This window comes from Desulfofarcimen acetoxidans DSM 771, from assembly GCF_000024205.1.
Lineage (GTDB): Bacteria > Bacillota > Desulfotomaculia > Desulfotomaculales > Desulfofarciminaceae > Desulfofarcimen > Desulfofarcimen acetoxidans.
Genome location: NC_013216.1, coordinates 3,216,204 through 3,241,950, shown reverse-complemented (window position 1 = coordinate 3,241,950; position 25,747 = coordinate 3,216,204). Strand labels below are relative to the sequence as shown.

Sequence of the window (25,747 nt, the reverse complement as noted above, 5' to 3'; positions counted from 1 at the left end):
ATGATTAAATAATTAGTATGCTACATTGAGTTTTTTTGTATAATCAGTATGTACCTGTGATTTGTGAAAAGTAATAATTTAGGGGGCGGAAGAAGAATGTCCAAGAAGTATGTTTATCTCTTTAAAGAAGGAAATGCTGATATGCGGTCACTCCTGGGTGGTAAGGGTGCCGGGTTGGCGGAGATGTCTAATATCGGATTGCCGGTACCTCCGGGTTTTACCATTACCACTGAGGCCTGCAACGAGTATTATGAGTCAGGTTTGGATTTTCCTGAGGGTATGCTGGGGCAGGTATGGGCCAGCCTTAAGGTTATTGAAGATCAGACAGGCAAAGAGTTTGGCAGCCCTACCAATCCTTTATTGGTTTCGGTTCGTTCAGGAGCCGTTTTTTCCATGCCCGGTATGATGGATACAGTACTGAACCTGGGATTAAATGATACCACAGTACAGGCTTTAGTCGCTAATTCTCAGGATGAGCGTTTTGCTATGGACTGTTACCGCCGGTTTATTCAAATGTTTTCTGATATAGTTATGGGTATTGAGCATTATGAATTTGAGAATGTTTTAGTCAATACCAAAGAAACTCTGGGTGTAAAATATGATAATGAAATAGATGCCGCTACTATGCGTGGTGTGGTGGAAGAATTTAAAAAGGTGGTCAAGCGTGAATCAGGTCGTGAGTTTCCGCAGGATCCCAAAGAGCAGCTGGTAATGGCGATAAAAGCTGTATTCAGTTCGTGGAACAACGACAGGGCTATTTATTACCGTAAAATTAACAATATTCCTGGTCACCTGGGTACTGCCGTAAACGTGCAGTCAATGGCCTTTGGCAACATGGGCGGCGATTGTGGTACCGGGGTAGCCTTTACCCGCAACCCTTCTACAGGGGAAAAGGCTTTATATGGTGAGTACCTGATTAATGCCCAGGGCGAAGACGTGGTTGCCGGTATTCGCACGCCGCAGCCGATTAGTAAATTAAAAGAGGAAATGCCGGCTGTCTTTCAGCAGTTTGTGGACACCTGCTTGTTGTTGGAGAAGCATTATAAAGATATGCAGGACATTGAGTTTACCATTGAGCGGGGCAAACTTTATATGCTGCAGACCAGAACCGGTAAAAGAACCGCTCCGGCTGCCTTAAGAATTGCCGTAGAAATGGTCAATGAAGGTTTGATTGATAAAAACACTGCCGTTCAGCGTATTGATCCCGCTCAATTGGATCAGCTTTTGCACAGGCGCATTGACCCCAATGCCAGCGTTGAAGTTTTAGCCAAAGGTTTGCCCGCCTCACCGGGAGCAGCCAGCGGTAAAGTCGTTTTCAGCGCCGATGAGGCTGAACAGATGGCGGATGATGGCGAAAAAGTCATTCTTGTGCGCATGGAGACTACTCCTGACGATATCCATGGAATGGTTAAAGCTCAGGCTATTCTTACTTCACGTGGCGGCATGACTTCGCATGCTGCTGTAGTTGCCCGCGGTATGGGCAAACCTTGTATCTGCGGTTGTGAAGCTATAAAGATAGATTATGCCAAAGAAGAGTTTGCAGTTGGCTCACGCGTGTTTAAGAAAGGTGAACTGATTTCGGTTGACGGCGGCACCGGCCGGGTTATTGCCGGTGAAATACCGATGATTGATCCCGAATTAAATGATGATTTTGTAACTATGCTCTACTGGGCTGATGAAATCAGGACTCTGGGTGTACGGGCTAATGCCGATACTCCGGAGGATGCTGAAAAAGCCAGGGCTTTCGGTGCCGAAGGTATTGGTTTGACACGTACCGAGCATATGTTTATGGCACAGGATCGCTTGCCGGTAGTGCAGCAGATGATCATGTCCGATACTCTGGAAGAGCGTGAAGCAGCTCTGGCTAAGCTGCTGCCTATGCAGCAGGGTGATTTTTACGGTATTTTGAAGGCTATGCAGGGACTGCCGGTTACTATTCGTCTGCTGGATCCTCCTTTGCATGAATTCCTGCCCAATATTGAGGATTTGATGGTTGAAATTACCACTTTGAAACTGACTAACGGTGACCCGGAAGTAATTAAAAAGAAAGAAACTATTCTCAAGAAAGCCAGAGCACTGCACGAATTCAATCCCATGCTGGGACACCGCGGCTGCCGGCTGGGCATCTCCAACCCGGAAATTTATGCTATGCAGGTAAAAGCTATTTTCTATGCTACTGCTCAACTGATTAAAGAAGGTGTTGATGCTAAGCCGGAGGTTATGATTCCGCTGGTTATCCATGCTAAAGAATTGCAGGTATTGCGTGACCAGGCAGCAGCTATTGCTGAAGAGATTAAGGTTGAGACAGGTGTGGATTTACCGGTAAGTATTGGCACTATGATAGAAATACCCAGAGCTGCCCTGACTGCCGATGAGGTGGCTGAGTACGCTGAGTTTTTCTCTTTCGGTACCAATGACTTGACGCAGACTACCTTGGGCTTTAGCCGTGATGATGCCGAGGGTAAATTTATGCATTATTATATCGAGAAGAAGATTCTTGAGGAAAACCCGTTTGTTTCTATTGACCAGACAGGTGTCGGTAAACTGGTGAATATAGCCTGTGAATTGGGACGCAAGGCCCGTCCGAATATTAAGCTGGGTATTTGCGGCGAGCACGGCGGCGAGCCAAGATCTATCGAATTCTGTCACAATACCGGCTTAACCTATGTATCCTGCTCACCTTTCCGTGTACCTATCGCCCGTTTGGCTGCGGCTCAGGCTGCCGCTAAAGAGCGCAGTGCTGCCGGTGTTGATAAGTAAATACTCATTTAGATATAAAAACCCCTCCGATTGCGGAGGGGTTTTAAGCTGCAAAGGTAATATATGTTTTAAACTATTTTTTTGATAAATCATCCAGTTTTTTCTCAATTGAGTTTACTTTTTTACTCAAGCTTTTAATGAATTGAACAGAAAAATAAATCGCGGAAATAAAACCCATTAAAATAATAAAATTAAAAATTTGTGCAAAAAAAGTTGTATTCATACTATCCATATAATAAATACCTCCTTAATGTAAGTTTTTGTTCTTTGGTTTTTAAATGCGCATCTAAGAAACTTTATATGTTCTCCGTTTTAAATCCGCATTTTTTATCAATTTCTTTAATTCCCATATGTGTGAAGAATAATTGTGGAGTGATGGTGCGGTTAAGTAGTTGAAATTTGCCGGAAGCTGGCTTGCAGTTTAGTGAATATTTATGCTCTCTTATTGTTGTAGTTTTTCCCAAAAGCCCGTCTTACTAAAAAAGACACTAAGGCCATTGCTGCCGCAATCCCACCAATCTCTAACCTATAATTATTGAGTATATTTATTATTGTAGACCAGTTATTGCCTAAAAATCTTCCTATTAATGTAAACGTCAAAACCCAGAGCGTTGCCCCGCTGAAGGCGCAGAGCATGACTTTGCGGACCGGCATTTGGGCTATACCGGACAGGTAGGGTACAATATGCCTTAAGCCGGGTATAAAGTAAGCTATTAGAATTGCTGCTGTGCCGTAGGCGTCAAACCATTTCTCCGCTTTTCTCAGCAGTTTAGGCGTGAGATATATGCACTTGCCATATTTGTCTAAAAACGGTTTACCTACTTTTGTGCCCACCTGGTAGCCGGTAAAAAAGCCGGTCAGGCTGCCTGCCAGTGCGGCAATAAATAATGGCAGGTGTTTAATAAAGCCCTGACTGACTAAAAAGCCTGAAATTATCAGTATAGTCTTAGAAGGTAGAAAAACACCCAGAGTGTCAATTATAAACAATAAATATAGACCGATATAACCGTAATGTTGCAGCAGGTGAAAAATTAATTCCCTGGGTTCCAGCCGGATCACTCCCTGTGTATTTCTTTGATAGGATTTCCAAACGGTATCACTTTGCTTTATCTTACAAGAAATTGCCCGTACTTTCAATAGAGCATATTTTTATGATGTTATATTATTCTTATGACAGATCTGTAGATAACCGTAAGCTTATTTCCGTGATAATTTGATCCAATTAATAGGAAATTTGTGTTTGCGTAATTTACGTCGAGCACGAGTGTATGTGGCTGTCCAGAAAGTCGCTTAGGGCGACTTTCCTGCAGGAGATAATTATAATAATTCTATGTGTAAAAAACAAATCCTTTTTACAATGTAGCAGGGTTTTTGTTTAGAATAAAGAAGGAATATGCAGGCAACTATAGAAAATGTATTGGTAAAAGAGCTCGGGAGGTAACTTTATGCCTGTACAGGTTATTGTTTTTGGCTGGGAAGGCTGAAGAGCGCCGGGCAGCTCGTTGGGCTGCAGCGCTAATTTAATTTCTGTTAAAGCAAGATATGAAATTTTAGCTAAGAAATTGCGTGGTTTTTTTGGTGATCAGATCGAAATAAAATTTGTCAATATTTTTAATGATTGGGCTAAAGAAAATTACCCGGAGATTTGGACACGAATTGCTGTGGGTACTCTGATTGCTCCGGTAATCGTTGTGGATAATGAACCGGTAGTAAACGCAAACATAGCTGTTCAACCGGTAGTAGATAAACTTATAGAACTCTCTTTAAAAAAATTGAGGTGATATAATGCAGCCCATACGTTTGTTTTGGGCAGTTAATCTCTCTTCGGAACTAAAGGCAAAGATTGCTGTGCTGCAGTCACAGCTAAAGAAGTGCGGGGCGGATGTTAAGTGGGTTGACGAGGAGAATTTTCATTTAACGGTAAAGTTTTTGGGCGACACTGAACCGGAAATTGTACCGGTTATGGTTAAAAAAATGAAGCAAGAAGTAGGAGGCCTGGGGGTTTTTACTTTAAGAATCGAAAAATTGGGGGTTTTCCCCGGCAAGGGATTGCCAAAAGTAATCTGGGCCGGAGTGAACGGGAAAAAGGATAAATTTAGGAATTTATATGACCGGACGCAGCGGTCTCTCCGGACTCTGGGCTTTGCGCCCGATAAAAAGCCTTTGTCGCCGCACCTTACCCTGGGCAGGGTACGCTCAGCCCGTGGGACCAAAGAGTTAACGGCAGCTATGGCTTCTTTTAACAGCAGTAATTGTTTTTTAGGAGATGAGATTATTGACTCTGTTGACCTTATGCGGAGCGAGCTTACCAGGAATGGAGCAATTTATACTATAATGGAAAGTATTGTATTGTAGCGCTTGTTTTTATACTCTGGAAAACTACGCTTATGATGGATCCGGGGATAAGTCATTGTTTAATGAAGTACAAATTCATGTTGCCTAAGCAAGGGCAGTAGTCATAATTTCAGGTTAACATAAGTGCCTATGCCCGCCTCGAAAGGCGCTTAAGGTGACTTTCTTGCGAAATAAAAGATGAGGTCTAAGACAAATATAAAATACATATATTTAATCATTCTAAAAAAAGAGGAAATTCTTTTGTTGAAGTCGAATTGGTAAATTAATAGTATTTTAAAGATAATTTTCGCTCAAACTGCTATTTAGGGAGGGATTATTGTGCTAATTGTAGCAATTAACGGCAGTCCCAATCCGGAAGGGAATACCGCCGGGCTATTAAAAATTGCACTCAGTGCTGCTCAAGTTGCCGGGGTGGAAACTGCTTTTATGCAAGTTTCTGAAGCAGTTAAAGAGCTGAAAAATCCTTTCTGCGTTAATTGCAGCACTGTTTGCGAAGGCAAATGTTTTAAGGATACCAAATTGGCTGAAATGTATAAACTTTTGCGGCGTGCGGACGGAATTTTACTGGGCAGTCCTGTATATTTCGGTACAGTATCAGCTCAGCTAAAAGCTTTTTGGGATAAAGGCAGATCACTTAGAAAGGATAAAGCCTTGCTCAATGTTGTCGGGGGTGCTTTATCTACTGGGGCGTCCCGCTTCGGTGGTCAGGAAACTACAATAAAAGTTTTGATGGACATGATGCTGGTGCAGGGTATGACACTGGTTGGTGACGGTCATATCGACAGTGATGCCGGTCATTACGGTGCCGCGGCTCAAAAACCTTCCGCACAGGACAGTGACGGTTTGAAGAGGGCCCGTATTTTAGGCCAAAGAGTGCTGGAGGTGGCTCAAGCCACCGCTGCTCTAAGAGCCCACCGTCAAAATTAGTAGTTTAAGCAACCTGGCAACCCTGGCGGATAATCTCATTGAATGACCCGTCAGGGTTGTTGTATCCCGGAGCAAATGGGGGACTTTTTATGGAAATTCGCCGGCAATCCGAACAATTAGAACGATTATACCTGTCTCCATACGCTTGTTTTAGCGACAGCAGCCGGGGCAGGCTTTTCCCTGACAAAGAATGTGCGGTGCGAACCGTTTTTCAGCGTGACAGGGACAGAATTATTCATTCCAAGAGTTTTAGGAGGCTGAAATATAAAACACAGGTATTCATTATACCGGAAGGCGATCATTTTCGTACCAGATTGACTCATACTTTGGAGGTTGCTCAGATTGCCCGGACAATAGCCCGGGCTCTACGACTAAATGAAGATCTTACTGAGGCTATAGCGCTCGGACATGATCTTGGACATACTCCTTTTGGCCATGCCGGTGAAGCCGCTTTAAACTCTATTATAGGGGAGACAGGTTTTAAGCATAATTTACAAAGCCTGCGTGTTGTTGATATTTTAGAGGGCGGACGGGGCCTGAATCTAACGCACGAAGTGAGAGACGGTATTTTAAACCATACCGGGCAGGTTCAGCCTCTGACTCTGGAGGGACGGATAGTTAAGATTGCCGATCGTATTGCTTATATAAATCATGACATTGATGACGCAATAAGAGGCGGTGTTTTAACAATGGAACAATTGCCGGCTGCTTGCCTGGATGTTCTGGGTTGGCAGCACAGGGAGCGGATTAATACAATGGTCACAGATCTGATTAAAACAGGACTTTCGTGTCCCGGCAAAATCAGCATGAGCGAGCCGATTCAGCAGGCTACGGATGAATTAAGGAGCTTTATGTTTCGTCATGTCTATATTGGTTCGGAAGCCAAGCTGGAAGAAAACAAAGCAGTTAATCTTATCAGGGCGCTTTATAATTATTTCCTTAACAATCAGGCAGATTTGCCGGTTGAACATAGATTGAGGGTTGGAGAAACAGGCGTAAAACTGGTTATAGCCGATTATATTGCAGGTATGACCGATCGATATGCTATAGCCATGTTTAAAAAGTTATTTGTCCCGCAGGGCTTTCCGGTAGTCTAATAATGCTCTGTTGTGGGAAGTATAGGTATTATAGAATAATTGAAGTAAGCGAGGTATCATATATCATGTAACTATATATAGTTAGGCAAACTGTTCGAAAAAAATGTCGAACATCTGCAGGAATATATATAAATATCGGCGAATAGTTAGCAACAGGAAGCAGGTAGGTAGAGTAGAATTGATTGTACAGAAATATAGCGGCATAAATATCTGCCTCATTAAACAATGATCTATCTGCAGATTCGTCGTAAGCATAATTTCCTGGAGTATAAAAAAGTATAGAAGGAAAAGCTGATTTAGTGTAGAAATTCTTATTTATAAGACTTTATTGTTGATATTGTTTTAAGATAATGCCGTTAGGGTGGTTAATTGTGCGGGGTGTGATTCCGCAAGAAATAATAGAAGAGGTTCGTGTTCGTTCAGATATAGTTCAGGTTATATCGGAATATGTGCCTTTGAAAAGAAAAGGTAAAAATTATATTGGTTATTGCCCCTTTCACCAGGAGAAAACAGCTTCCTTTTCGGTAAACAGGGAAAAACAAATTTTCCACTGTTTTGGTTGTCATACAGGTGGCGATATTTTTAGATTTTTGATGCTGCAGGAGGCTATAAGCTTCCCTGAAGCAGTGAGAAAGTTAGCCCAAACTTTAAATATAGATTTGCCGGTCGAGCTGGACCCCAAAAGTTTGGACGAAAAGCGAAAGCGGCAGGCGGCATGGGAAATTAATGATTTAGCTAAAAACTTCTATAACTATGTTTTGTTAAACCATAAGATTGCCCAGCCTGCTCGCGATTACCTGGTAAAACGGGGAATATCTCATGATATAGCACAGTCATTTGAGCTAGGTTATGCTCCCCCCAGGTGGGACAGCTTAGCTTTATATTTACAAAAAAAACATGGCATAGACTATGAAAAAATGCTTGAGCTTGGTTTGTGTGCCGTCAATAAATCCGGCAGGAGATATGACAGGTTCAGGCACAGATTGATTTTTCCCATTATCAATGAGACAGGTAAAACAATTGGTTTTGGTGGGCGGGCTCTGGATGAGACAGATAACCCTAAATATTTAAACTCACCTGAAACGAAATATTTTAACAAAGGTCAAACTCTTTATGGTTTGCATTTGGCCCGTCAGGGCATTCGCGAAAAGGGCTTTGCCATAGTTATGGAAGGTTATATGGATGTAGTTACAGCTCACTTCGCTGGCATAAAAAATGCTGTAGCTTCACTTGGTACCAGTTTAACTCTGGAGCAAGGCAAGCTTCTAATGCGCTACACAACGGATGTGATTCTAGCTTATGATTCAGATCAGGCTGGCATTAAGGCGACGCTGCGTGCTCTTGATATATTGCAAAAATTAGGTTTTAATGTACGGGTGGTAACAGTTCCTGACGGTAAAGATCCCGATGGGTTTATCCGAATGGCGGGAACCGGAGCCTTTGAAAATTTAATTGAAAAAGCCCTTGATCTGGTTGAATATAAACTGTGGCAATTTGAAAATTCTGTAGGTCATAATTTATCTTTTGCCGATAAAATGAATGCTGTACAGACCATACTTCCTAATCTTAATTATATGTACAGTGCCGTGGAAAGAGAGGAAGCTGCCAAAAAAGCTGCTTCTTTGCTTAAAATAAGTTGGGAAGCGATTTACTCTGATTTTCTTAGATATAAAAAAAATACGGAAAAAAATCAGCAAACAAGAACAAATTACGATAAAAATGTTAATAATAAGCATAATTTAATAAATCATGGTCAGAATAAAATGGATGCCGTGGAAAAAGCAGAACAGGGACTGCTAATTTTAGCTTTAGAAAACCCATCCTGGGTAGAAACTATTAAAAAGGGATTAGGAGAAGTATTTTTCAGTAATAAAGAATATCAAAAAATATTTGATCTGCTGCTTCGTGAATCAACAAAAAACGATTACCAAGCTTCTTGCCTGTTTAGTTTTTTAGATGACCGTGAGCAGAATATTTTAAGTTATTTACTGAGTAAGAAAATTCCCGGAGATAACCTAGTTCAAATAATATCAGACTTTATTATAACTGTCAAACGGTCTATCTATAAAGAACAGCATGAGTTGTTGCTGAAAAAATTGGCAGAAGCTGAGAAAAATAATGATAGGGAAAGCCTTTCACAGATACTCCAGGAATTACAGAAAAGTTACTAATGTTAAACCCTTAGAAAGGGGGAGTGTGCTTTGAGGGATGAAAAGAAAGTAGAAAATATAAGAAGCTTGGTAGAGAAAGGCAAAAAGCAAGGCTACCTGACTTACCACGAGATAATGGATGTTTTGCAAACTACTGAACTTACGCCGGATCAGATTGATGATGTTTATGAACAGTTGTCCGGGATGGGGATAGATCTCTTAGCCACAGAGCCTGAAATGGATGAGGCGGCAGTAAAACCTGATGAAGACGTTGAAGTTGATTTGAGTGTGCCGGAAGGTATTGGCATTGACGATCCGGTTAGGATGTATCTGAAGGAAATCGGCCGGGTACCTTTATTGTCCTCCGAAGAAGAGGTGGAATTGGCCAAGCGCATGGAGATGGGCGAGGAGGAGGCTAAGCGGCGTTTGGCTGAGGCGAATTTACGGCTGGTGGTCAGCATAGCCAAACGCTATGTAGGACGGGGCATGCTGTTTCTGGATTTGATTCAGGAAGGCAATATGGGTTTGATTAAAGCAGTGGAGAAGTTTGATTACCGCAAAGGCTATAAGTTCAGCACTTATGCTACCTGGTGGATCAGGCAGGCGATTACCAGGGCGATAGCCGATCAGGCCAGAACCATCAGAATTCCCGTTCACATGGTGGAAACTATCAACAAGCTGATTAGAGTATCCCGCCAGCTGCTTCAGGAATTGGGTCGTGAACCAATGCCCGAAGAAATTGCTAAGGAAATGAACATAACTGAAGATAAAGTCAGGGAGATTATGAAAATTGCTCAGGAACCGGTTTCCTTAGAAACTCCTATTGGTGAAGAAGAAGATTCCCATTTGGGCGATTTTATTGAAGATCATGATGCCCGTGCTCCTGCTGAAGAAGCATCCTTTACCTTATTAAGGGAGCAGCTGGATGATGTGTTAAAAACTCTTACTGACAGGGAGCAAAAGGTTTTAAGACTTCGTTTTGGTTTGGATGATGGCCGTGCCCGAACTTTGGAAGAGGTGGGCCAAAAGTTCGGTGTAACCCGTGAGCGGATCAGACAAATTGAAGCTAAAACACTGCGCAAGCTGCGTCATCCCAGTCGCAGTAAGAAATTAAAAGATTATCTGGACTAACTTTGATTTAATTTAATATAAATATTGACTCACGGATATGGATTTGTTATAATAGAGTCCGTAGCCTTCCTCGATAGCTCAATGGTGGAGCAACCGGCTGTTAACCGGTAGGTTGTAGGTTCGAGTCCTACTCGGGGAGCCATATAGGGCCCATAGCTCAACGGTAGAGCATCCGGCTCATAACCGGCTGGTTCCAGGTTCGAATCCTGGTGGGCCCACCAAATTATAACGGCCCCATGGTCAAGCGGTCTAAGACACCGCCCTTTCACGGCGGTAACCCGGGTTCGAATCCCGGTGGGGTCACCATAAAAAATCAAGGGCGATTAGCTCAGCTGGGAGAGCGCCTGCCTTACAAGCAGGATGTCGGCAGTTCGATCCTGTCATCGCCCACCAGAAACACACCTGTTATACGGGTGTTTTTTATTTTCCTCTGAATATAAAATCCTTAATGATTTAGTTATATTATCCGTTTTCATAAACTTAAAATTTCAATCCACATATGAAAATAGCTGCTCAAATCATTTATGGACCTGAAACTTTTTCTTTTACCGGGACGGTAATAATAACTTTGATGTTGAAATAGAGGAAAAACGGGAAATAATAAAGAATATATAGATTGAACGGGTGATTGTCTTTGGAATTGAGTAATAGGCTTAGAGAAATTGCCGCTCTGGTTCCGCGAGGAAAAATTGTGGCTGATATCGGTACTGATCATGCCTTGCTGCCGGTTTATTTAATAGAAAGAGGAATAACTAATAAGGTTATTGCCACGGATATTAATAGGGGGCCTTTTGAGTCCGCCCGACAGGCAGTAAAGGCTAAAGGTCTGCAGGATATGATTGATGTGCGCAGGGGTAACGGGCTGGATGTCCTGTTTCCGGGAGAGGTACAGGCAGTTATTATTGCCGGTATGGGGGGCAATACCATTCGCCAGGTGCTGGCCGATTGCCCGGCCGAAGTTGGTCTGTTTGAAAGATTAATACTGCAGCCTATGAATGATGCCTGCGATTTGCGCCGCTGGCTATTAGAGAATGGTTGGTGTTTAATAGATGAGAAACTGGTTTTAGAGGCTGATAGGTTATATGTTATCATAGTGGCCGAACCTTGCGCCAGAATAACGCCCTGTGAAAGTAAGCCTGCGTTTCCATACGAGATACTATCCGAGGATTTGCTGCTGGAAATCGGGCCTTGTTTGATTTTAAAAAATGACCCCAACTTGTCGTTATTGCTAAGGAAACTACTGCATGATTACATGGTAATACTTGAGGGTCTGGCAAAAAGCCAAAAGACGGAGAACAAAGCTAAAGCTCAAAGTGTTGAAAATAAGGCAGCTGCAATTAGAGAGGTGCTGGGAAAATGGCTGTAGCTAACAAAGAAATAGTTAAGCTGGTTGAAAATTTGGCTCCTTTGAGGTTGGCCGAGGAATGGGACAATTCGGGCTGGCAGCTGGGCGACCCGGGTGCCCCGACTGCTAAAGTGATGCTGACCCTGGATATAACACCTCCTGTTGTGGAGGAAGCTGCCGCTGCCGGTGCCGGATTGATTATCAGTCACCACCCAATGTTTTTAAAAGGGCTGAAAAACCTCTGCCTGGACCGGCCTGAGGGAAAACTAATTGAGGCTTTAATAAAAAAAGATATAGCTGTATATTCTGCTCATACCAATCTGGACAGCGCGGCAGGCGGAGTGAACAGTGTTCTGGCTGAACAGTTGGGCTTAATTGAAGTCGATAATATGCTTCCCGGTAAAGCGGAGCAGCTTTACAAATTAGTAGTTTTTGTACCGCTTGAGCAGGTTGAGCAAGTCAGAACCGCCATTACAGAGGCGGGTGCAGGTTGGATTGGCAATTACCGGGATTGTGCTTTTCAGTCAACAGGTATTGGTACCTTTCGACCGCTGGAAGGCAGCAAGCCTTTTATAGGACAAACGGGCCTGCTGGAAAAAGTTGAAGAATTCCGTTTGGAAACTATCGTGCCGGAAAAAGATAAAAAAAGCGTTATAGCAGCTATGCTTAACGCTCATCCTTACGAGGAAGTTGCTTACGATTTATATCCTCTGGCCAATAATACAGCCGGACATGGTTTAGGTAGAATAGGTTGTTTGCCGCAGGAAGTATCTCTAGGTGATTTTGCTAAACTGGTAAAAATGACCTTGCAGGTTGATGCTGTTCGTCTGGGGGGAAATGAACACGGAAAACCTGTACGTAAAGTTGCTGTTTGTGGAGGGGCCGGGGCATCTTTATGGAAGCAGGCTTTGAGTAAGGGTGCTGATGTTTATGTTACCGGAGATATTAAGTATCATGAGGCTTTGGATATGTCAACGGCGGGCCTAAGTTTCATAGATGCGGGCCATTTCCCCACTGAGAGAATTATTCTGCCTGTTTTATATAAATATCTGATCAAAGTATGCTCTAAGCATAATTTTGCTGTGGATATATTGCTTTCTCAAAAGCAAAATGATGTTTTTGTGTATGTTTAAGGATAGGAAGATTATTTCCTGTCCTTTTTTGTTTAGACAAAAATGAGGAGGAAAACAGAATGACCTTGCAGGCTTTATGGAAGATTCAAGAATTGGATATGGAATTGGTTTTATTGGAAAATCAATTGAATAAAGACCCTGTGACGGACCGGTTGCGGGAACTAAAAGAGTTAATAATAAATATACAGCAGGAATTAACAATTATGAAAGATGATTTTGATGCCAGAAAAAAGGAAGGTAATTATTTGGAGAGGAAACTGTTTCAACTGAGCAGTGATTTAAAAGTGTCTGACGAAAAGCTTTACGCTGAAGGAAACAGTGATTACAAGGAATTGTCTGTACAAATGGAAAAATTAGAGGAATTAAAAAGAAGCTTTATACAAACAGAAGATATTTATTTACAGCAGTTGGAGGAAAAGGACAGGGTAAAGCTTGAGTATAAGAATTTAAAGCAAGAATTGTTTTCTTTGCAGGAAGAATTTAAGTCCCTGCATAAGGAATGGCAGGGAAAAAGATATAAGTTAAAAGCCAGAATAAAGGAACTTGTTGCACAAAAGTTGGTGCTGGTAAAAAATGTAGAAGAACCTTTGTGGTTGAAATTTATGGGATTGAAGAAAAAGTACCCCAATCCCCTGTCCATAGTAAATAACGGTATTTGTTCCGGCTGCCATATAGGTTTATCCTCAGGCGATGCTCAAAAAATAAAGAGTGAAGTGATATTATGCAGTTTTTGTGGTCGTATCCTCTGCCCGGAAGATAGTTTTGATACTCGGATTGTTTAACCCGGATGGATAACTTTTAAAAAATTATTAAGCCTGAATTTATAAGGCAGTCCTTTTAGCGCAATTATATCGACCGGGTATTTAAAAAAAGCCAGTAATCTGGCTTCATATTTGGTTGTGCCGGGATATATTTGTTCCAGAACCGAAATTAATCCCGTATAATCCCAGACCGCAAAGGTACCGGGATATTTTTTTGCCTTTTTAAGATTGGGGCATAGAAAACCGCTTTTTTTTATGTCTGTGTCACCAAGAATATCTTCATTGAGTTCAGGAATAAAACTAAAGTCTGGAACAGCTGTTTCAAAAACACGACAAATTACAGATCTGACTTGATAAGCCAGGCAGCCAAATCTGTTGTTATAAAAAGGACAGACGAAATGATTATTGCAAAGAGCATTTGAGAGCTGGTCGCTTGCCATGTTTAAACGACTGCGCAATGATTCTTCAGAAATAGGAGGAAACAGGCCTGACGGAACATAACCCTCCAGAGCGACCTGAATTACCCGCGCTTCCACCGGAGAAACTTCGAAAACTCCATTGCAGCAAACTCCGCACCTGAGACAGTCGGGAACATCATGAACCTGTTTGAGCTGTAAATTGGCCTGATCAATAATTTGGTATAGCTGATAAATATTATTGATTGCAATTTCCTTATCAGGGTTAAGAGTGATTTCTGATAATTGTGCTTCTGTCAGCAATTCAGTTGACAAAGGTTGACCCCCCGCAATAGTTAATCTAAAAATACTTCGACATATAGTGTCGTTTACCTTTTATATTTAAATTCATTTATTAAAATAAAAAACTGTAACCCCAAAAAAATATTAGCATAAATTAGTATTGTAAATAGTAAATTATAATTGACAGGTGTTTAAAATAGTTAGTCAGCATAAAACAAATTAAAAGACGGGGTGTTATTAATGCAGTTAAATGGATTGGATAAAAACAGTATTATAAATCCGGTTGTCCTATCAGATTTTGTTGTTACGGATTATATTTCGAATGTTGTAGATAGAGCGCTTGCTTATATTAAGGCGGGTTTTGCCATACATTTGCGTGGCAGGTCCGGAACAGGCAAAACTTCCATTGCTATGTATATATCCAGTAAATTAAACCGACCGACCTTGGTCATTCATGGTGATGAAGAATTTCGCACTTCTGATTTAATAGGCGGCCGTTATGGTTACCGGATCCGCAAAACAATAGATAATTTTGTTCAATCAGTTGTAAAAGTAGAAGAGGACCTGGTTGAACGGTGGGTGGACAGTCGCTTAACTACCGCCTGTAAAAACGGGTATACCTTAGTCTATGATGAATTTACCCGTTCCCGCCCGGAAGCCAATAATATTTTGCTGTCTGTTCTTCAGGAAAGACTTTTGGATATATCAGTAGCCCGTGGAGCGGAGGAAGGATATGTAAAAGTGCATCCGGATTTTACAGCTATTTTTACCAGTAATCCGGAAGATTATGCCGGTGTTTATGGGAGTCAGGATGCGCTCAGAGACAGAATGGTGACCTTGGATTTGGACAACTATGATAAAGAAACGGAGATTAGCATAATTAAAAGTAAATCCAAGCTGTCACGGGAAGATTCCGAACGAGTGGTTAATATTCTTCGTGATCTGAGAGAGCTCGGTGATTGTGAATATGGACCCACCATTCGGGGCGGTATAATGATTGCGAAAACACTTCAGGTATTAGGTGCCCCGGTAGATAAAAATAACGAGATGTTCCGGCAAATTTGTGAAGAAGTGCTGGCTTCCGAAACAAGCAGGGCAGGCAATTTGCAAGCACTTAGAAAGGTGCGCAAAGTTATTAATGAACTGTTTAATAAGTACGCTTAGGGGGTGTTATAGCTGTGAGAGGTTTAAGAGATATAAGCAATCTCAATTCCATTCGTACGGTTAGTACTGAAAAGGTGAGCAGTTTTCCTCGAAAGGCTTCTTTAAAGAAAAAATATTTGGAGTTGTATATGTCTGAAACTGAAAAGAACAGATTAACGCAGGAACTTGAGATGGTAGATGTTAAAAGAGCAAAGTTATTAAAAAATATAAGGATAATTAGGAAAAAATTGCATGAAATTGAGTATGAGTTGAAAATGCGCAGGGAAACAGAAATATAGATTTTATTTACAAGGAGTCTAAATAACATGGTAAAAAATCATAATACTGATCACCTTAAGGAATTGTATATATATGGCCTGATCGGTGGCACGCCCTTTAAGGATGAATTAGAAAAAATTTCAGTTATTCAGGAAAATACACCCATTTATGGTGTTTGGCATAAAAATATAGGTTTTGCTGTTAGTGCCGCACCGGATTATCCTTTAAAAGATTTATCTAAAGAATCAATAATACAGTTGTTTGTTGATCACCAGCAGGTCTTAGAATGTCTACGGCAAAAATTTTCTCTCATACCGGTAAAGCTGGGTACTGTTTTAGAGAGTGTGACAGAGGCTGCCGCGGTATTAGCTAATAATGAAGAAAAATTTAATGATTTATTAAACTACCTGAAGGATAAGGTGGAACTTAATTTGTCAGTTTCCTGGAATGACTTAAACGAAGTGGTTGCAAAAATAGGTGAAGAAGATGAAGTAAAGAAACTGAAGCAATCTTTGTTAGCTCAGGAGCAAGTCAGCCAGGAAGACCTGATAAAGATCGGGAAAATAATAAGTTTTCAGATGCAGCAGAAAAAGCAGGCTGCAAGAGAGTACATCATATCTGAATTAAGAAATTTGTGGGAGGATTATTTTATTAATGAGGTAGTTGATGAAAACTCTATATTAAATCTAACCTTACTTGCAATAACCGGTAAAGTAGATGATGTTAATAAAAAAATAGAGTATCTAAATCAAATATACAGGGACAGTTTAGATTTCAGTTTAACTAAAAGTCTATTGCCGCAAGGCTTTTCAACTGTGAGCATAAAGAAAATTACCATGGATCAGTTGCTGCTGGCAAAGGATATTTTAAAATTGCCTGACACAGCAAGTCTTCAGGATATCAATGCGGCAAGGAGAGCCCTGCTGCATTGCTATCATCCGGATAAAAATGATCACGCGGCAGTAAATAAAGTTCAGGAGATTAACGCTGCTTATAAATTATTGGAAGAATATTGTCAAGAAAATTCTTCTGATTTTAATGTTGACCTGATAACTGACTATTACATTATGAAAGTGATAAAAGCAGATAAAAGTAATGTGAACTCTATGAATATGGAGTAAAAATACTTTCAGATGTGGATGAGAAGTTTCAAATTGACTAAGAATGAGGTTTTAGAATGAGCACAGGCAGATATGTTTATTGTGTAATAAATTCTATTGAACCGTTGACATTTATGTCCGGACCGGTAGGAAATGAACCTGAGGGAGTATTTACCGTTCACTATAAAGAACTTGCTGCTGTAGTAAGCCAATCATCGGAAGAAAAATATAATGTGTGCAGAGAAAACACCATTGCTCATCAGAAGGTTCTGGAGGAGGTATTGGTATCCCATCCGCTTTTGCCTGTACGGTTTGGTACGGTAGCTCAAAATGAAGAAATTGTAAAAAAGTTTCTTTTGCAGGAACGTTATGCTGAATTGCGATCAATGCTGCATAATGTAACGGGAAAAGTTCAAATGGGGTTAAAAGTCTTATGGACTGATATGAAGACGGTATATCAAGAAATCGTGGAGGAAAATCCACAAATAAAGAACCTAAAGAAAAAATTGGAGAGCAAACCAGCTGAAACTATTCATTATGAAATGATTGATTTGGGGCAAATGGTCAACCAGGCATTGTTGAGAAAAAAAGAAAAGCAAAAAGAGATGGTATTAAAGCCCCTGCAAAAAATTGCTTTAGAGACAAAAGAGAGTTTTTTATACGGAGATCAAATGTTTGTAAATGCGGATTTTTTAATTAGCCGGAGCTCGCTTGATGATTTTAATGCAAAGGTTAATGAATTGGGTGAATTTTTTAATGAGCAAGCTCTTTTTAAATATATTGGTCCGTTGCCTCCTTATAATTTTGTAACCTTATATGTGAATTTTTAAGAAAGCTGGGATGTTATTTGCTGGGAAAATTATTATTATCTCCGATACTGGGACCTGTAATGGGTGTTAAGTTTATTGCGGAAAAAATAAAGCAGCAAGCTGATCAGGAGCTTTACGATAAGTCGAAGATTAAACAAGATTTAATGGAGCTGCAAATAAAACTGGAGCTGGAGGAGATAACTGAAGAGTATTACCTACAGCGAGAGGAAGAACTGCTGGTTAGATTGGATGAGTTAGCGTCTATGGAAACAGAAGAAGAGGAGGTTTAAGTATATATGTATAATACTGTTGTGCCCGGTGACCTAAGTGACAGTAACTTTAAGCTGATTGACGCTCATAAAAAAATTATCAGCTTCTTTGAAATGGAGTTTCATTTACCAAGGGAAGCAGTTGTGGTTCTGGGGATAAATAGAAGTAAAGGTGGGTGGAAGGGATTAATACAGGTAACCCAAGTTAATACCTATTTAGAAATGAAGGGGGTGCCGACAATTCATGATAAAAATCTTTATCTGATTACTTTAGATGATGAACTGGAAGTAACCTCATTCTGGCTCAAAGATCATCTGGACAATGAGGAGGACTAGTGATGGGACCTCAAATGGGACCGATAAAAAGTACAGGGAACCTGTCCTTGTTAGATGTTATTGATCGTATTTTGGATAAGGGTTTAGTAATTAACGCTGATATTTCCGTCTCTATAGTCGGTGTAGAGCTTTTGGGTATTAAGATAAAGGCGGCTGTTGCCTCTTTTGAAACAGCTGCCAAATATGGCTTGCAATTTCCCACGGGTACGGAGATTAATGAGAAAGTATCGGAAGCGGCCAAGCAGCTAAAAGAGATATGCCCGGAGTGCGGTAAGAAATCAGGTAGGGATGAGTTATTGCATGAAGGCTGTCCCTGGTGCGGCTGGATCAGCGCCAGGGCGCTGAGATTAGAAACAGAACACAGTCAGCGGTAAGGGTGGTTGTTAATGTATATTGATATTTCAGAGGGTAGTTTAAAGCAGGGAGTTCTGGGGTTATTGCTTGCTCTGGTGGAGATAATTAAGGATGCCCTGAAAATTCAGGCACTAAAACGTATAGAAGGTGACAGCTTAACGGAAGATGAGATTGAGCGTTTGGGAAACGCCCTTCATGAGCTGGAAGAGGCACTGGTGGAAATTGAAATGGAGCACAATTTGCAAAATGTTGTCCAAAATATTCGTGAAGGCTTGGATAACGTAGTAAATGAGGTAGTTGATACCTTCAATCCCGAAAGGTGGATTGCTGAGAATGAATTTAATTGATGACTGCAAAGCTAAATATATTTATTGTATAGGGGAGAACCCTGGCAATTGGCCTTCGGAGGTCATGGGAGTAGAAGGTAGTTTGGTTTATCACGTTGTTTACCGGGATATTGCGGCTGTTGTACATGACTGTGCGGAACAACCTTATAATTCTGACGACAATAATAAAGTAATTGATTGGGTTTTAGGTCATCAGTTGGTAGTGGATAAAGCCTGCAGTTGTTATAGCAGTGTTTTGCCCTTTACCTTCAACTCAATTGTAAAGGGCAAAGAAGATTTATCTTCTCATGAAATATTAGTAAATTGGTTAGAAGACAATTATGACAATTTTAAATTAAAACTCGGAAAAATAAAGGGTAAAAAAGAATATAGCGTTCAGTTATTTTTGGATAAGCAAGTTTCATTATCGCTGCTTCAGTCAGAATCGGATATTCTGGAATTGCAGGTGGAGTTATTAGGAAGTGCGAAGGGAAAGGCCTATTTTGTTCAGGAGAAGATCAATAAAAAAATAGGGGAACTGATGGCAAATCGTGCTGACAGTTATTGCCGCCAATTTTATCATGAAATTAGCAGTGTTGTAAGCGAGTGTAAGCTGTGTAAACTAAAACAGGCGGGGCGTAATGAGATTATGATTATTAACCTTGTTTGCCTGGCCGGTGACAATGAGGTTGAAGTGTTAGGTGATGTGTTGGAGAAAATTAAAAGCAATGATATTGCTATTAAAATTAAATTTAGTGGCCCCTGGCCCGCATATAGTTTTGTGTAAGATCGAGAGAGGTGGTATTTTTGCTTCCGATACGGGAAGAAAGAGCGACATTAACTGATTTACTGGATAGGGTTTTGGATAAAGGGCTGTTATTGAATGCCGATATTTTAATTTCGGTAGCGGGTGTACCTTTGATTGGAATTACCCTTAAGGCAGCCATTGCCGGTATGGAAACAATGAAAAAATATGGCTTATTAATTGATTGGGATCAGGAAAGCCGTTTGGCCGAAAGAAGGCTGCGGTCTTCCAGGCACTAAAAACTTCTGTGGAGGTTATAGACGTGGGTAAGAAAAACGATGAATTTGATATTTTGAATGTGGGAGGTTTCTCTAATATTTTTAAGGGAGTAGCCAATCTTTTGGATTTAGTGAGTCGAATGGACAGGGAAGGGAAAAATGAGTTTTTTCAAACTGGTGAAATCGGGGGAGGCAAGAAAGACGGGCTTAAAGGTGTTTATGGTTTTAGTGTTAAGCTGGGAGGAAACGGTCCCCGGGTGGAGCAGTTTGGTAACGTGCGGGACGGTGCTGCCGGTCCGGTGCTGGACGATATTCGCGAGCCCCTCACCGATGTGTTTGTGGAAGATGATCATGTATTAGTAATATTGGAAATGCCGGGTGTGCAAGAAAAAGAGATTCAAGTCGGGTTAAAAGACAATATATTGTTTATCAAAACAGTTACCGGAATCAAAAATGGCCGTAAGTATGAAAAAGAAGTATGTCTAAATGTTCCGGTAATACCGGAGTCATTGGTAAATAACTACAATAACGGTATCCTGGAAATAAAGCTGGAACGAAAAAATGAACCGGTTTAGTTTAACCTATTCTACTGCTGGGAGGATTAATCAAAGTAATGGGAGACGGAATAACTTTAAAGATTTCCGAGGCCTTAACCAGGGACGTGGGGAGATGTATTGCCAGGATTGATCCTGAGTATTTTGAAAGAATTGCTGTGGAAATCGGGGATATTATTCAATTAAAGGGGCAGCGCGTGACTGTGGTAAGGGTGATGCCGACATTTACAGCGGAACGTTATAAAGGAATAATTCAGATTGACGGTATTACCAGGGAGAATGTGCAAAGCGGGCTGGGAGAAAAAATCGAGATTAGTAAAATAAATCTTGGCTTTGCGGATAGTATTACCATTACGCCGCTTAATAAAAATTTTAGAATGCTTGAAAAGAATATCGGCTATTTAAGCAGTTTGTTGGACGGAAAACCGGTGATAGCCGGTGATCGGGTCCGGGTTAATCTTTTTGGTGCCAGCGCTCAGGACTTCAGGGTATTGGAAACCAAGCCGGAGAGGGCAGTAGTTCTGCGTGACTCTACCAAAATTAGTATTAAGCACAATGATAATAGTGAAAAGAAAAGTGGTCACAAAATATCTTATGAAGATATCGGTGGATTGGAACAGGAAGTTCAGCGGATACGTGAAATGATTGAGTTGCCCTTAAGATTTCCTCAATTGTTTGAACATTTGGGTATTGACCCGCCCAAGGGTGTTCTTTTATACGGTCCTCCCGGTACCGGAAAAACTTTAATCGCCAGGGCAGTGGCGGAGGAGACGGATGCACATTTTATTCATGTTAATGGCCCGGAGATTATTGCTAAATTTTATGGAGAAAGTGAAGCAAAGTTACGAAATATTTTTGAACGCGCAGCTCAAAACGCGCCTAGTATTATTTTTTTAGATGAATTGGATGGAATTGCCCCGAAAAGAACTGAGGTAACCGGGGATGTGGAAAAAAGAGTAGTAGCCCAGTTTTTAGCTTTGATGGACGGATTGGAAGCGCGCCGTGAAATAATTGTTATCGGCGCAACGAACATTCCGGATGCACTGGATCCCGCCTTGAGGCGTCCGGGCCGCTTTGATCGGGAAATAAAAATCGGAGTACCGAATAAAAAAGGAAGATTAAAAATACTTCAGATCCATACCAGAGGTATGCCTCTGGCGGATGATGTAGAATTAACGAGGTTGGCCGAGATTACTCACGGTTTTGTAGGAGCTGATTTGACTGCTTTATGCAGGGAAGCAGCTATGTCAACCTTGCGTTCCGTATTGCCGCAGATTGATTTTTCTCAGGTTGAATTACCTTATCAGCTGCTTCAGTGTTTAGAGATCAAAATGGAGCATTTTCTGCAGGCTTATTCGGAAATAGAGCCTTCCGCTATTCGGGAGGTGTTTGTTGAGAATCCCAATATTCATTGGACGGATATAGGGGGGCTTGACCGGATCAAACAAACACTTATAGAGACCATTGAGTGGCCCTTAAAATACGAGCAACTATACAAAAAGACCGGTCTTACTCCACCTAAGGGAATTATTTTGTATGGTTCTCCGGGTACCGGTAAAACACTGCTTGCAAAGGCAATTGCCACAGAGTGTAATGCTAATTTCATATCCATAAAAGGACCGGCGCTTTTGTCTAAATGGGTTGGTGAATCGGAAAAGGGTGTCAGGGAAGTATTTAAAAAAGCCAGGCAAGTCAGCCCTTGTGTCATATTTTTTGATGAATTGGATTCGCTGGCTCCAAGACGGCAGTCTGGCGGCGAAGGTTCGGCAGTGATGGACAGAGTGGTAAGTCAACTGTTGACCGAAATTGATGGTGTGGAAGAACTGCGAGGGGTAATCGCAGTTGCAGCCACCAATCGAATAGATATTATTGATGAGGCACTGCTTCGTCCGGGAAGATTTGATATATTGCTGGAAATACCTTTACCCGATAAAAAAGGTCGGGAAGAAATTTTTATTACCCATACAAAGGGCTGTACTCTTAATTCGTGTGTGAATTTTGTTGAATTAGCTTCTCTTACAGAAGATATGTCCGGGGCCGATATCGAATTGGTATGTAAAAATGCCATGCTGTATTTAATTAGGGAGTGTATACGCAGCGGCATAAAAGACGATACCAAATTAGAATTAAGAAAAGAACATTTTATGAATGCTATAAGGCACCATCGTCAAAATACAGCTTCTTATTAGATAAAATTATTAAGGGGCAAATGATGCTAAACTTAACTTTTGGAGAGAGAATCAGATTCTTGCGACTGGAACTAAAGAAGCAGGATAAAAAAAAATATAGCCTGCAAAATGTAGCAAATCGTATAGGAGTTACTAAACAGAGTCTCAGCTTAATTGAACGGCAGAAAATAAAAAATCCCAGTTTTGCTGTTTTGAATAGACTTGCAGCGGATTTAGGTGTTACAGTGGACTACTTGCTAACCGGTATAAGTGGCAATAAGGAAAGTTTTATTCAAGCCCGTCAATCATTAACTTCTATTCTTAAGGAATGTAATAAAACATTGCAGAATTTTCGTGAGCATGTAGGACCCGTACATTATCAAGCCTGCGAGAAGATTGCCAATATTTTAGAATTACTTGAGGTGGTTCAAACATGTTTGGCTCAGGATGTGTATGAGGATTACGATAGATATACTCAAACTGTTATAGAACTTACATCCTTTGTGGAATTAATTATGCGTATTATTTTGAAGTTAGATGGTGATAAAGATTACGGGCCAATTATTGACAGGTTTTTTTGGGATTTGGGTAGAGTGTTCAGGCAAATTGCTGTTCAGATTGATCGTGATAACGGGCTGCGTAATCTTTATTCCGATGAATTGGGTCAAATTACCTCTACTATAGTTAACCTTACGTCTATTGCTGAAACCCAGGAGTTTAATGTAAAACAGAAGACAGTGGAGCTTTTAGTTAAGGATTTATCTATAAGAATATCTTACCGGGACATTGAAGAAATTCCGGAAGAATTTATGGATGAGTTCAAAAAACGTGTATTTTTAGAATGGGAGTTTATGCTGGCACGGGTTAAAAAGTATAAGCTCCGGTGATGAAATGGAATTATACTGTTTCGAGCAGTTTTTCGGGAATGATCGTGGAGATGGCATGCTTGTAAACAATATATTGAGTTTCTTTTTCCTCTAAAATAACGGTAAATGTATCGAAATCCTTTAGCTTACCGCCCAGACGGTAACCGTTGATTAAATATACAATTATTGATGCCTGCTGCTCTTTGAGCTGCACCAGAATTTTATTTTGTACTGATAAATCGTATGGTTTCATAATGGACTTGTACTCCTTAAAAATGATATAAAACACAGAAACCTTCCTACTGCCAAATGCAGGAAGGGTTTTGTATTTGATTTTTAATATTTAATATTTATTATTTATATTTCCCGGGCATGAAAAAGAATATGATAAGTTATTCTTCAAAGAAGTTATGTTCATAAGGATAAGAATTTTCATGATCATGTTTTTCATGATCGTATTTCTCATGATAATGTTTTTCATGATAATGTTTTTTATGATCATGTTTATGGATCTCTTTTTCTTTGTCTTTTGGTTTGTGTTTGGGAGCATTTGGGTTATAATCAAGGTCAAGAAGTTCGGATAGAAATTTCATTCTTTTTTTGTGCTCGTGCTTTGCATCCCTTAAAAGTTGTACAATATAGTCATTCATATTTTCTCTTAACTGTCTTTTCATATGTTTGTGTTCTAAATGAAAGCCATTTAACAAATTAGTAGTATCTTTCTTTATACCTGCCATATAGTGTTTAAGTGCTTTTTCTAATTCGGCCGTTTTTTTCATTCGAATATGTTCTGTTACTTGAAACCTATGCCGGAGGAATTCCAGCAAATCAATATGATTTTCATGGAAATCTTTAAGTAAGTTATTTACGGAATTATGAATATGTTTAACGCTATTTATTCTATCCTTTGTTGCCTGGTCATTTCTTTTTTGGCGCTTTTTATCCATAGTAATCCGTTCATGGTGGTATTTATTGAATAGCAGCATCTGGTTATTGTTCATTTGCATGCGTTCATTTTGAAACTGTTCCAGCATGTTGTTTATATTATTTTTACGCTCCATAATTATTTGGGTAGCCTCTTTTTGACGAAGCGCTTCATTTTCTAACATATCTTTCATACTTCCCATCTTATCTACCTCCCAAAAAATTTTTTGCAGACCCTTGCCTAAATAAAGGTAAGGGCCTGTAAAAAGAAAATAAACTATGCGGGAACTGCAGCAAACTTGGTAAGTCCGATTGCTTCGGCATACTTTAAGAAAGTATCAACTGAAGCAACGACTACACGGGCCTCTATTGCTAAAAGTTCAATTCCTACCAGTGATACTCTTGCCCATGCATCAATTACAATACCTTTTTCAAGGATACGGTCAATAACTTCTACTAAACTGGAAGATGCAACAGAGTGCTTTACTGCCATGGGAATACCCCCTTAAATTATTATATTCTTCTAGTACGGAAGAGGTATATTGCATATATTGCTCCCTCCTACTAGAAAATTAATTTTTACTTAACTAACTAACTTTATTGTATGAAGAAAATCCATGTTTAGAACATACTTAAATATGCCAATTTATACTATTAATATATTCATGGTTCAGTTATTGGTTCCAAAAATTCATAATTGCATTATTGATATTATTGTGATTTTTTTTCTTTACAATGTTCATAATGCAATTTGCTTTTTTCTTGGCCGACAGCCCAGTAAATTATTTTGTGTTTTTCTGTCCAGCTGACAAAGACATGTGGCGAGTTAAGAATAAGAGGTGCGCAAGTTTCTATCCATGTCGAACCTACTTTCAAATGCGCATAAGTATCTAATTCTTTAATATATACCAACCAGATAATTTCACTTTCATAGGCAGTGAAGAAACTTTTAGTGACCCATCCGCTGCCGGGACCAAAGCAAAAAGGGTCCTTGTTTTTATAGTGAGGCAGCATATCAGATAAATGTCTTTTGATAAATTCCATAATATACTCTCCTTTACATTTTTTATAGTATATGCAGGAAGATATTATTAGTGATTTTGTGTAGGAAATAAATTACAAGTATTTCTCTTGATAAATAGGAAGTGCAATCATTCAATAATTTTAAAGCTGAAAGTAGATGTAAAAACTGGTAAGAAAATTTTTAGTAGCAATCAAAGATTATTATTATATAGTAAA

Annotated in this window: 30 protein-coding genes and 4 tRNA genes; 27 read left to right on the top strand and 7 right to left on the bottom strand. The window is 40.2% G+C overall.

Going from position 1 to position 25,747, the window contains the following annotated elements:
* The first annotated feature begins 96 nt into the window (after nt 1–96).
* Nucleotides 97–2,760 (top strand): pyruvate, phosphate dikinase, encoded by a 2,664-nt coding sequence (gene ppdK, locus DTOX_RS14765; protein ID WP_015758488.1) that lies wholly within the window; start codon nt 97–99, stop codon nt 2,758–2,760.
* Nucleotides 2,761–2,833: 73 nt separating this feature from the next.
* On the opposite strand, the gene DTOX_RS23120 is transcribed toward ppdK, so the two are convergent.
* Complete coding sequence (locus tag DTOX_RS23120) at nt 2,834–2,992, bottom strand: ATP synthase subunit B family protein (protein WP_015758487.1); 159 nt, start codon at nt 2,990–2,992, stop codon at nt 2,834–2,836.
* A gap of 200 nt (nt 2,993–3,192) precedes the next feature.
* Nucleotides 3,193–3,897, bottom strand: coding sequence for a DedA family protein (locus DTOX_RS14760; RefSeq protein WP_083773458.1), 705 nt, complete (start codon nt 3,895–3,897; stop codon nt 3,193–3,195).
* A gap of 365 nt (nt 3,898–4,262) precedes the next feature.
* Here DTOX_RS14760 and DTOX_RS14755 point away from each other — a divergent pair, with 365 nt between their 5' ends.
* From DTOX_RS14755 to DTOX_RS14695, 13 genes are all read left to right on the top strand, one after another.
* Nucleotides 4,263–4,541: a hypothetical protein gene (locus DTOX_RS14755; protein ID WP_015758485.1), complete on the top strand. Its 279-nt coding sequence runs from the start codon at nt 4,263–4,265 to the stop codon at nt 4,539–4,541.
* A gap of 4 nt (nt 4,542–4,545) precedes the next feature.
* Complete coding sequence (gene thpR / locus DTOX_RS14750) at nt 4,546–5,115, top strand: RNA 2',3'-cyclic phosphodiesterase (RefSeq protein WP_015758484.1); 570 nt, start codon at nt 4,546–4,548, stop codon at nt 5,113–5,115.
* A 318-nt stretch (nt 5,116–5,433) separates the two neighbouring features.
* Nucleotides 5,434–6,042, top strand: a complete 609-nt coding sequence (locus DTOX_RS14745) for a flavodoxin family protein (protein ID WP_015758483.1) — start codon at nt 5,434–5,436, stop codon at nt 6,040–6,042.
* Between the two features lie 89 nt (nt 6,043–6,131).
* Nucleotides 6,132–7,139 carry a deoxyguanosinetriphosphate triphosphohydrolase gene (locus tag DTOX_RS14740; RefSeq protein ID WP_015758482.1) on the top strand — a complete coding sequence of 336 codons (1,008 nt, stop codon included), beginning with the start codon at nt 6,132–6,134 and terminating at the stop codon, nt 7,137–7,139.
* 371 nt (nt 7,140–7,510) lie between these two features.
* A complete protein-coding gene (gene dnaG / locus DTOX_RS14735) occupies nt 7,511–9,310 on the top strand; it encodes a DNA primase (protein ID WP_015758481.1) in 1,800 nt (599 codons plus the stop codon).
* Between the two features lie 30 nt (nt 9,311–9,340).
* The gene (gene rpoD, locus DTOX_RS14730; RefSeq protein WP_015758480.1) at nt 9,341–10,420 is read left to right on the top strand and encodes an RNA polymerase sigma factor RpoD; all 1,080 of its coding nucleotides are present in this window, start codon (nt 9,341–9,343) and stop codon (nt 10,418–10,420) included.
* Nucleotides 10,421–10,487: 67 nt separating this feature from the next.
* A tRNA-Asn gene (locus DTOX_RS14725) sits at nt 10,488–10,562 on the top strand.
* A gap of 4 nt (nt 10,563–10,566) precedes the next feature.
* A tRNA-Ile gene (locus DTOX_RS14720) sits at nt 10,567–10,641 on the top strand.
* Between the two features lie 9 nt (nt 10,642–10,650).
* Nucleotides 10,651–10,726 (top strand) — tRNA-Glu (locus DTOX_RS14715).
* An 11-nt stretch (nt 10,727–10,737) separates the two neighbouring features.
* Nucleotides 10,738–10,813 (top strand) — tRNA-Val (locus DTOX_RS14710).
* A gap of 241 nt (nt 10,814–11,054) precedes the next feature.
* Nucleotides 11,055–11,786 carry a tRNA (adenine(22)-N(1))-methyltransferase gene (locus DTOX_RS14705; protein ID WP_015758479.1) on the top strand — a complete coding sequence of 244 codons (732 nt, stop codon included), beginning with the start codon at nt 11,055–11,057 and terminating at the stop codon, nt 11,784–11,786.
* Entirely contained in the window at nt 11,777–12,898 is a 1,122-nt protein-coding gene (locus DTOX_RS14700) for a Nif3-like dinuclear metal center hexameric protein (RefSeq protein WP_015758478.1), read from the top strand. The genes DTOX_RS14705 and DTOX_RS14700 overlap by 10 nt, the downstream gene beginning before the upstream one ends.
* Before the next feature lie 59 nt (nt 12,899–12,957).
* Nucleotides 12,958–13,680 (top strand): zinc ribbon domain-containing protein, encoded by a 723-nt coding sequence (locus tag DTOX_RS14695; protein WP_015758477.1) that lies wholly within the window; start codon nt 12,958–12,960, stop codon nt 13,678–13,680.
* Here DTOX_RS14695 and DTOX_RS14690 read toward each other — a convergent pair.
* A complete protein-coding gene (locus tag DTOX_RS14690) occupies nt 13,677–14,390 on the bottom strand; it encodes a YkgJ family cysteine cluster protein (RefSeq protein ID WP_015758476.1) in 714 nt (237 codons plus the stop codon). The genes DTOX_RS14695 and DTOX_RS14690 overlap by 4 nt on opposite strands.
* A 207-nt stretch (nt 14,391–14,597) precedes the next feature.
* Here DTOX_RS14690 and gvpN point away from each other — a divergent pair, with 207 nt between their 5' ends.
* Genes gvpN through DTOX_RS14625 form a run of 13 tightly spaced genes read left to right on the top strand, consistent with a single transcriptional unit; the run spans nt 14,598 to nt 23,605 of the window.
* Nucleotides 14,598–15,521 carry a gas vesicle protein GvpN gene (gvpN, locus tag DTOX_RS14685; RefSeq protein ID WP_015758475.1) on the top strand — a complete coding sequence of 308 codons (924 nt, stop codon included), beginning with the start codon at nt 14,598–14,600 and terminating at the stop codon, nt 15,519–15,521.
* Between the two features lie 14 nt (nt 15,522–15,535).
* Nucleotides 15,536–15,799, top strand: a complete 264-nt coding sequence (locus DTOX_RS14680; protein ID WP_015758474.1) for a hypothetical protein — start codon at nt 15,536–15,538, stop codon at nt 15,797–15,799.
* Nucleotides 15,800–15,826: 27 nt separating this feature from the next.
* Complete coding sequence (locus DTOX_RS14675) at nt 15,827–16,900, top strand: GvpL/GvpF family gas vesicle protein (RefSeq protein WP_015758473.1); 1,074 nt, start codon at nt 15,827–15,829, stop codon at nt 16,898–16,900.
* A 56-nt stretch (nt 16,901–16,956) separates the two neighbouring features.
* On the top strand, nt 16,957–17,709 hold the full coding sequence (locus DTOX_RS14670) for a GvpL/GvpF family gas vesicle protein (RefSeq protein ID WP_015758472.1): 753 nt from the start codon (nt 16,957–16,959) through the stop codon (nt 17,707–17,709).
* A 17-nt stretch (nt 17,710–17,726) separates the two neighbouring features.
* Entirely contained in the window at nt 17,727–17,978 is a 252-nt protein-coding gene (locus tag DTOX_RS14665) for a gas vesicle protein GvpG (RefSeq protein WP_015758471.1), read from the top strand.
* Between the two features lie 6 nt (nt 17,979–17,984).
* Nucleotides 17,985–18,293, top strand: coding sequence for a hypothetical protein (locus tag DTOX_RS14660; protein WP_015758470.1), 309 nt, complete (start codon nt 17,985–17,987; stop codon nt 18,291–18,293).
* A gap of 2 nt (nt 18,294–18,295) precedes the next feature.
* Nucleotides 18,296–18,667 (top strand): gas vesicle protein, encoded by a 372-nt coding sequence (locus DTOX_RS25550; protein ID WP_015758469.1) that lies wholly within the window; start codon nt 18,296–18,298, stop codon nt 18,665–18,667.
* A 12-nt stretch (nt 18,668–18,679) separates the two neighbouring features.
* Nucleotides 18,680–18,994, top strand: a complete 315-nt coding sequence (gene gvpK, locus DTOX_RS14650) for a gas vesicle protein GvpK (RefSeq protein ID WP_015758468.1) — start codon at nt 18,680–18,682, stop codon at nt 18,992–18,994.
* Complete coding sequence (locus tag DTOX_RS14645) at nt 18,981–19,760, top strand: GvpL/GvpF family gas vesicle protein (protein ID WP_015758467.1); 780 nt, start codon at nt 18,981–18,983, stop codon at nt 19,758–19,760. Before gvpK ends, DTOX_RS14645 begins: the two co-directional genes overlap by 14 nt.
* Nucleotides 19,761–19,780: 20 nt before the next feature.
* The gene (locus tag DTOX_RS14640; RefSeq protein ID WP_015758466.1) at nt 19,781–20,017 is read left to right on the top strand and encodes a gas vesicle protein; all 237 of its coding nucleotides are present in this window, start codon (nt 19,781–19,783) and stop codon (nt 20,015–20,017) included.
* Between the two features lie 23 nt (nt 20,018–20,040).
* Entirely contained in the window at nt 20,041–20,571 is a 531-nt protein-coding gene (locus DTOX_RS14635; RefSeq protein WP_015758465.1) for an Hsp20/alpha crystallin family protein, read from the top strand.
* Between the two features lie 38 nt (nt 20,572–20,609).
* Entirely contained in the window at nt 20,610–22,739 is a 2,130-nt protein-coding gene (locus DTOX_RS14630; RefSeq protein ID WP_015758464.1) for a CDC48 family AAA ATPase, read from the top strand.
* 23 nt (nt 22,740–22,762) lie between these two features.
* Nucleotides 22,763–23,605, top strand: coding sequence for a helix-turn-helix domain-containing protein (locus DTOX_RS14625; protein WP_042315920.1), 843 nt, complete (start codon nt 22,763–22,765; stop codon nt 23,603–23,605).
* A 10-nt stretch (nt 23,606–23,615) separates the two neighbouring features.
* On the opposite strand, the gene hfq is transcribed toward DTOX_RS14625, so the two are convergent.
* The 4 genes from hfq to DTOX_RS14605 form a co-directional block, all read right to left on the bottom strand.
* Entirely contained in the window at nt 23,616–23,837 is a 222-nt protein-coding gene (gene hfq / locus DTOX_RS14620) for an RNA chaperone Hfq (RefSeq protein ID WP_042315918.1), read from the bottom strand.
* Nucleotides 23,838–23,976: 139 nt separating this feature from the next.
* Nucleotides 23,977–24,711: a hypothetical protein gene (locus DTOX_RS14615; protein WP_015758461.1), complete on the bottom strand. Its 735-nt coding sequence runs from the start codon at nt 24,709–24,711 to the stop codon at nt 23,977–23,979.
* 74 nt (nt 24,712–24,785) lie between these two features.
* A complete protein-coding gene (gvpA, locus tag DTOX_RS14610; RefSeq protein WP_015758460.1) occupies nt 24,786–25,001 on the bottom strand; it encodes a gas vesicle structural protein GvpA in 216 nt (71 codons plus the stop codon).
* Between the two features lie 218 nt (nt 25,002–25,219).
* Nucleotides 25,220–25,552 (bottom strand): hypothetical protein, encoded by a 333-nt coding sequence (locus DTOX_RS14605; RefSeq protein ID WP_015758459.1) that lies wholly within the window; start codon nt 25,550–25,552, stop codon nt 25,220–25,222.
* Nucleotides 25,553–25,747: the final 195 nt, after the last annotated feature.

What these genes read in the sequence shown, in the direction of transcription:
- ppdK (WP_015758488.1), top strand. Translation starts at nt 97, where the DNA reads ATGTCCAAGAAGTATGTTTATCTCTTTAAAGAAGGAAATGCTGATATG.
- DTOX_RS23120 (WP_015758487.1), bottom strand. Translation starts at nt 2,992, where the DNA reads ATGGATAGTATGAATACAACTTTTTTTGCACAAATTTTTAATTTTATT.
- thpR (WP_015758484.1), top strand. Translation starts at nt 4,546, where the DNA reads ATGCAGCCCATACGTTTGTTTTGGGCAGTTAATCTCTCTTCGGAACTA.
- DTOX_RS14740 (WP_015758482.1), top strand. Translation starts at nt 6,132, where the DNA reads ATGGAAATTCGCCGGCAATCCGAACAATTAGAACGATTATACCTGTCT.
- DTOX_RS14700 (WP_015758478.1), top strand. Translation starts at nt 11,777, where the DNA reads ATGGCTGTAGCTAACAAAGAAATAGTTAAGCTGGTTGAAAATTTGGCT.
- DTOX_RS14695 (WP_015758477.1), top strand. Translation starts at nt 12,958, where the DNA reads ATGACCTTGCAGGCTTTATGGAAGATTCAAGAATTGGATATGGAATTG.
- gvpN (WP_015758475.1), top strand. Translation starts at nt 14,598, where the DNA reads ATGCAGTTAAATGGATTGGATAAAAACAGTATTATAAATCCGGTTGTC.
- DTOX_RS14675 (WP_015758473.1), top strand. Translation starts at nt 15,827, where the DNA reads ATGGTAAAAAATCATAATACTGATCACCTTAAGGAATTGTATATATAT.
- DTOX_RS14670 (WP_015758472.1), top strand. Translation starts at nt 16,957, where the DNA reads ATGAGCACAGGCAGATATGTTTATTGTGTAATAAATTCTATTGAACCG.
- DTOX_RS14660 (WP_015758470.1), top strand. Translation starts at nt 17,985, where the DNA reads ATGTATAATACTGTTGTGCCCGGTGACCTAAGTGACAGTAACTTTAAG.
- DTOX_RS25550 (WP_015758469.1), top strand. Translation starts at nt 18,296, where the DNA reads ATGGGACCTCAAATGGGACCGATAAAAAGTACAGGGAACCTGTCCTTG.
- gvpK (WP_015758468.1), top strand. Translation starts at nt 18,680, where the DNA reads ATGTATATTGATATTTCAGAGGGTAGTTTAAAGCAGGGAGTTCTGGGG.
- DTOX_RS14645 (WP_015758467.1), top strand. Translation starts at nt 18,981, where the DNA reads ATGAATTTAATTGATGACTGCAAAGCTAAATATATTTATTGTATAGGG.
- DTOX_RS14630 (WP_015758464.1), top strand. Translation starts at nt 20,610, where the DNA reads ATGGGAGACGGAATAACTTTAAAGATTTCCGAGGCCTTAACCAGGGAC.
- DTOX_RS14625 (WP_042315920.1), top strand. Translation starts at nt 22,763, where the DNA reads ATGCTAAACTTAACTTTTGGAGAGAGAATCAGATTCTTGCGACTGGAA.
- hfq (WP_042315918.1), bottom strand. Translation starts at nt 23,837, where the DNA reads ATGAAACCATACGATTTATCAGTACAAAATAAAATTCTGGTGCAGCTC.
- DTOX_RS14615 (WP_015758461.1), bottom strand. Translation starts at nt 24,711, where the DNA reads ATGGGAAGTATGAAAGATATGTTAGAAAATGAAGCGCTTCGTCAAAAA.
- gvpA (WP_015758460.1), bottom strand. Translation starts at nt 25,001, where the DNA reads ATGGCAGTAAAGCACTCTGTTGCATCTTCCAGTTTAGTAGAAGTTATT.
- DTOX_RS14605 (WP_015758459.1), bottom strand. Translation starts at nt 25,552, where the DNA reads ATGGAATTTATCAAAAGACATTTATCTGATATGCTGCCTCACTATAAA.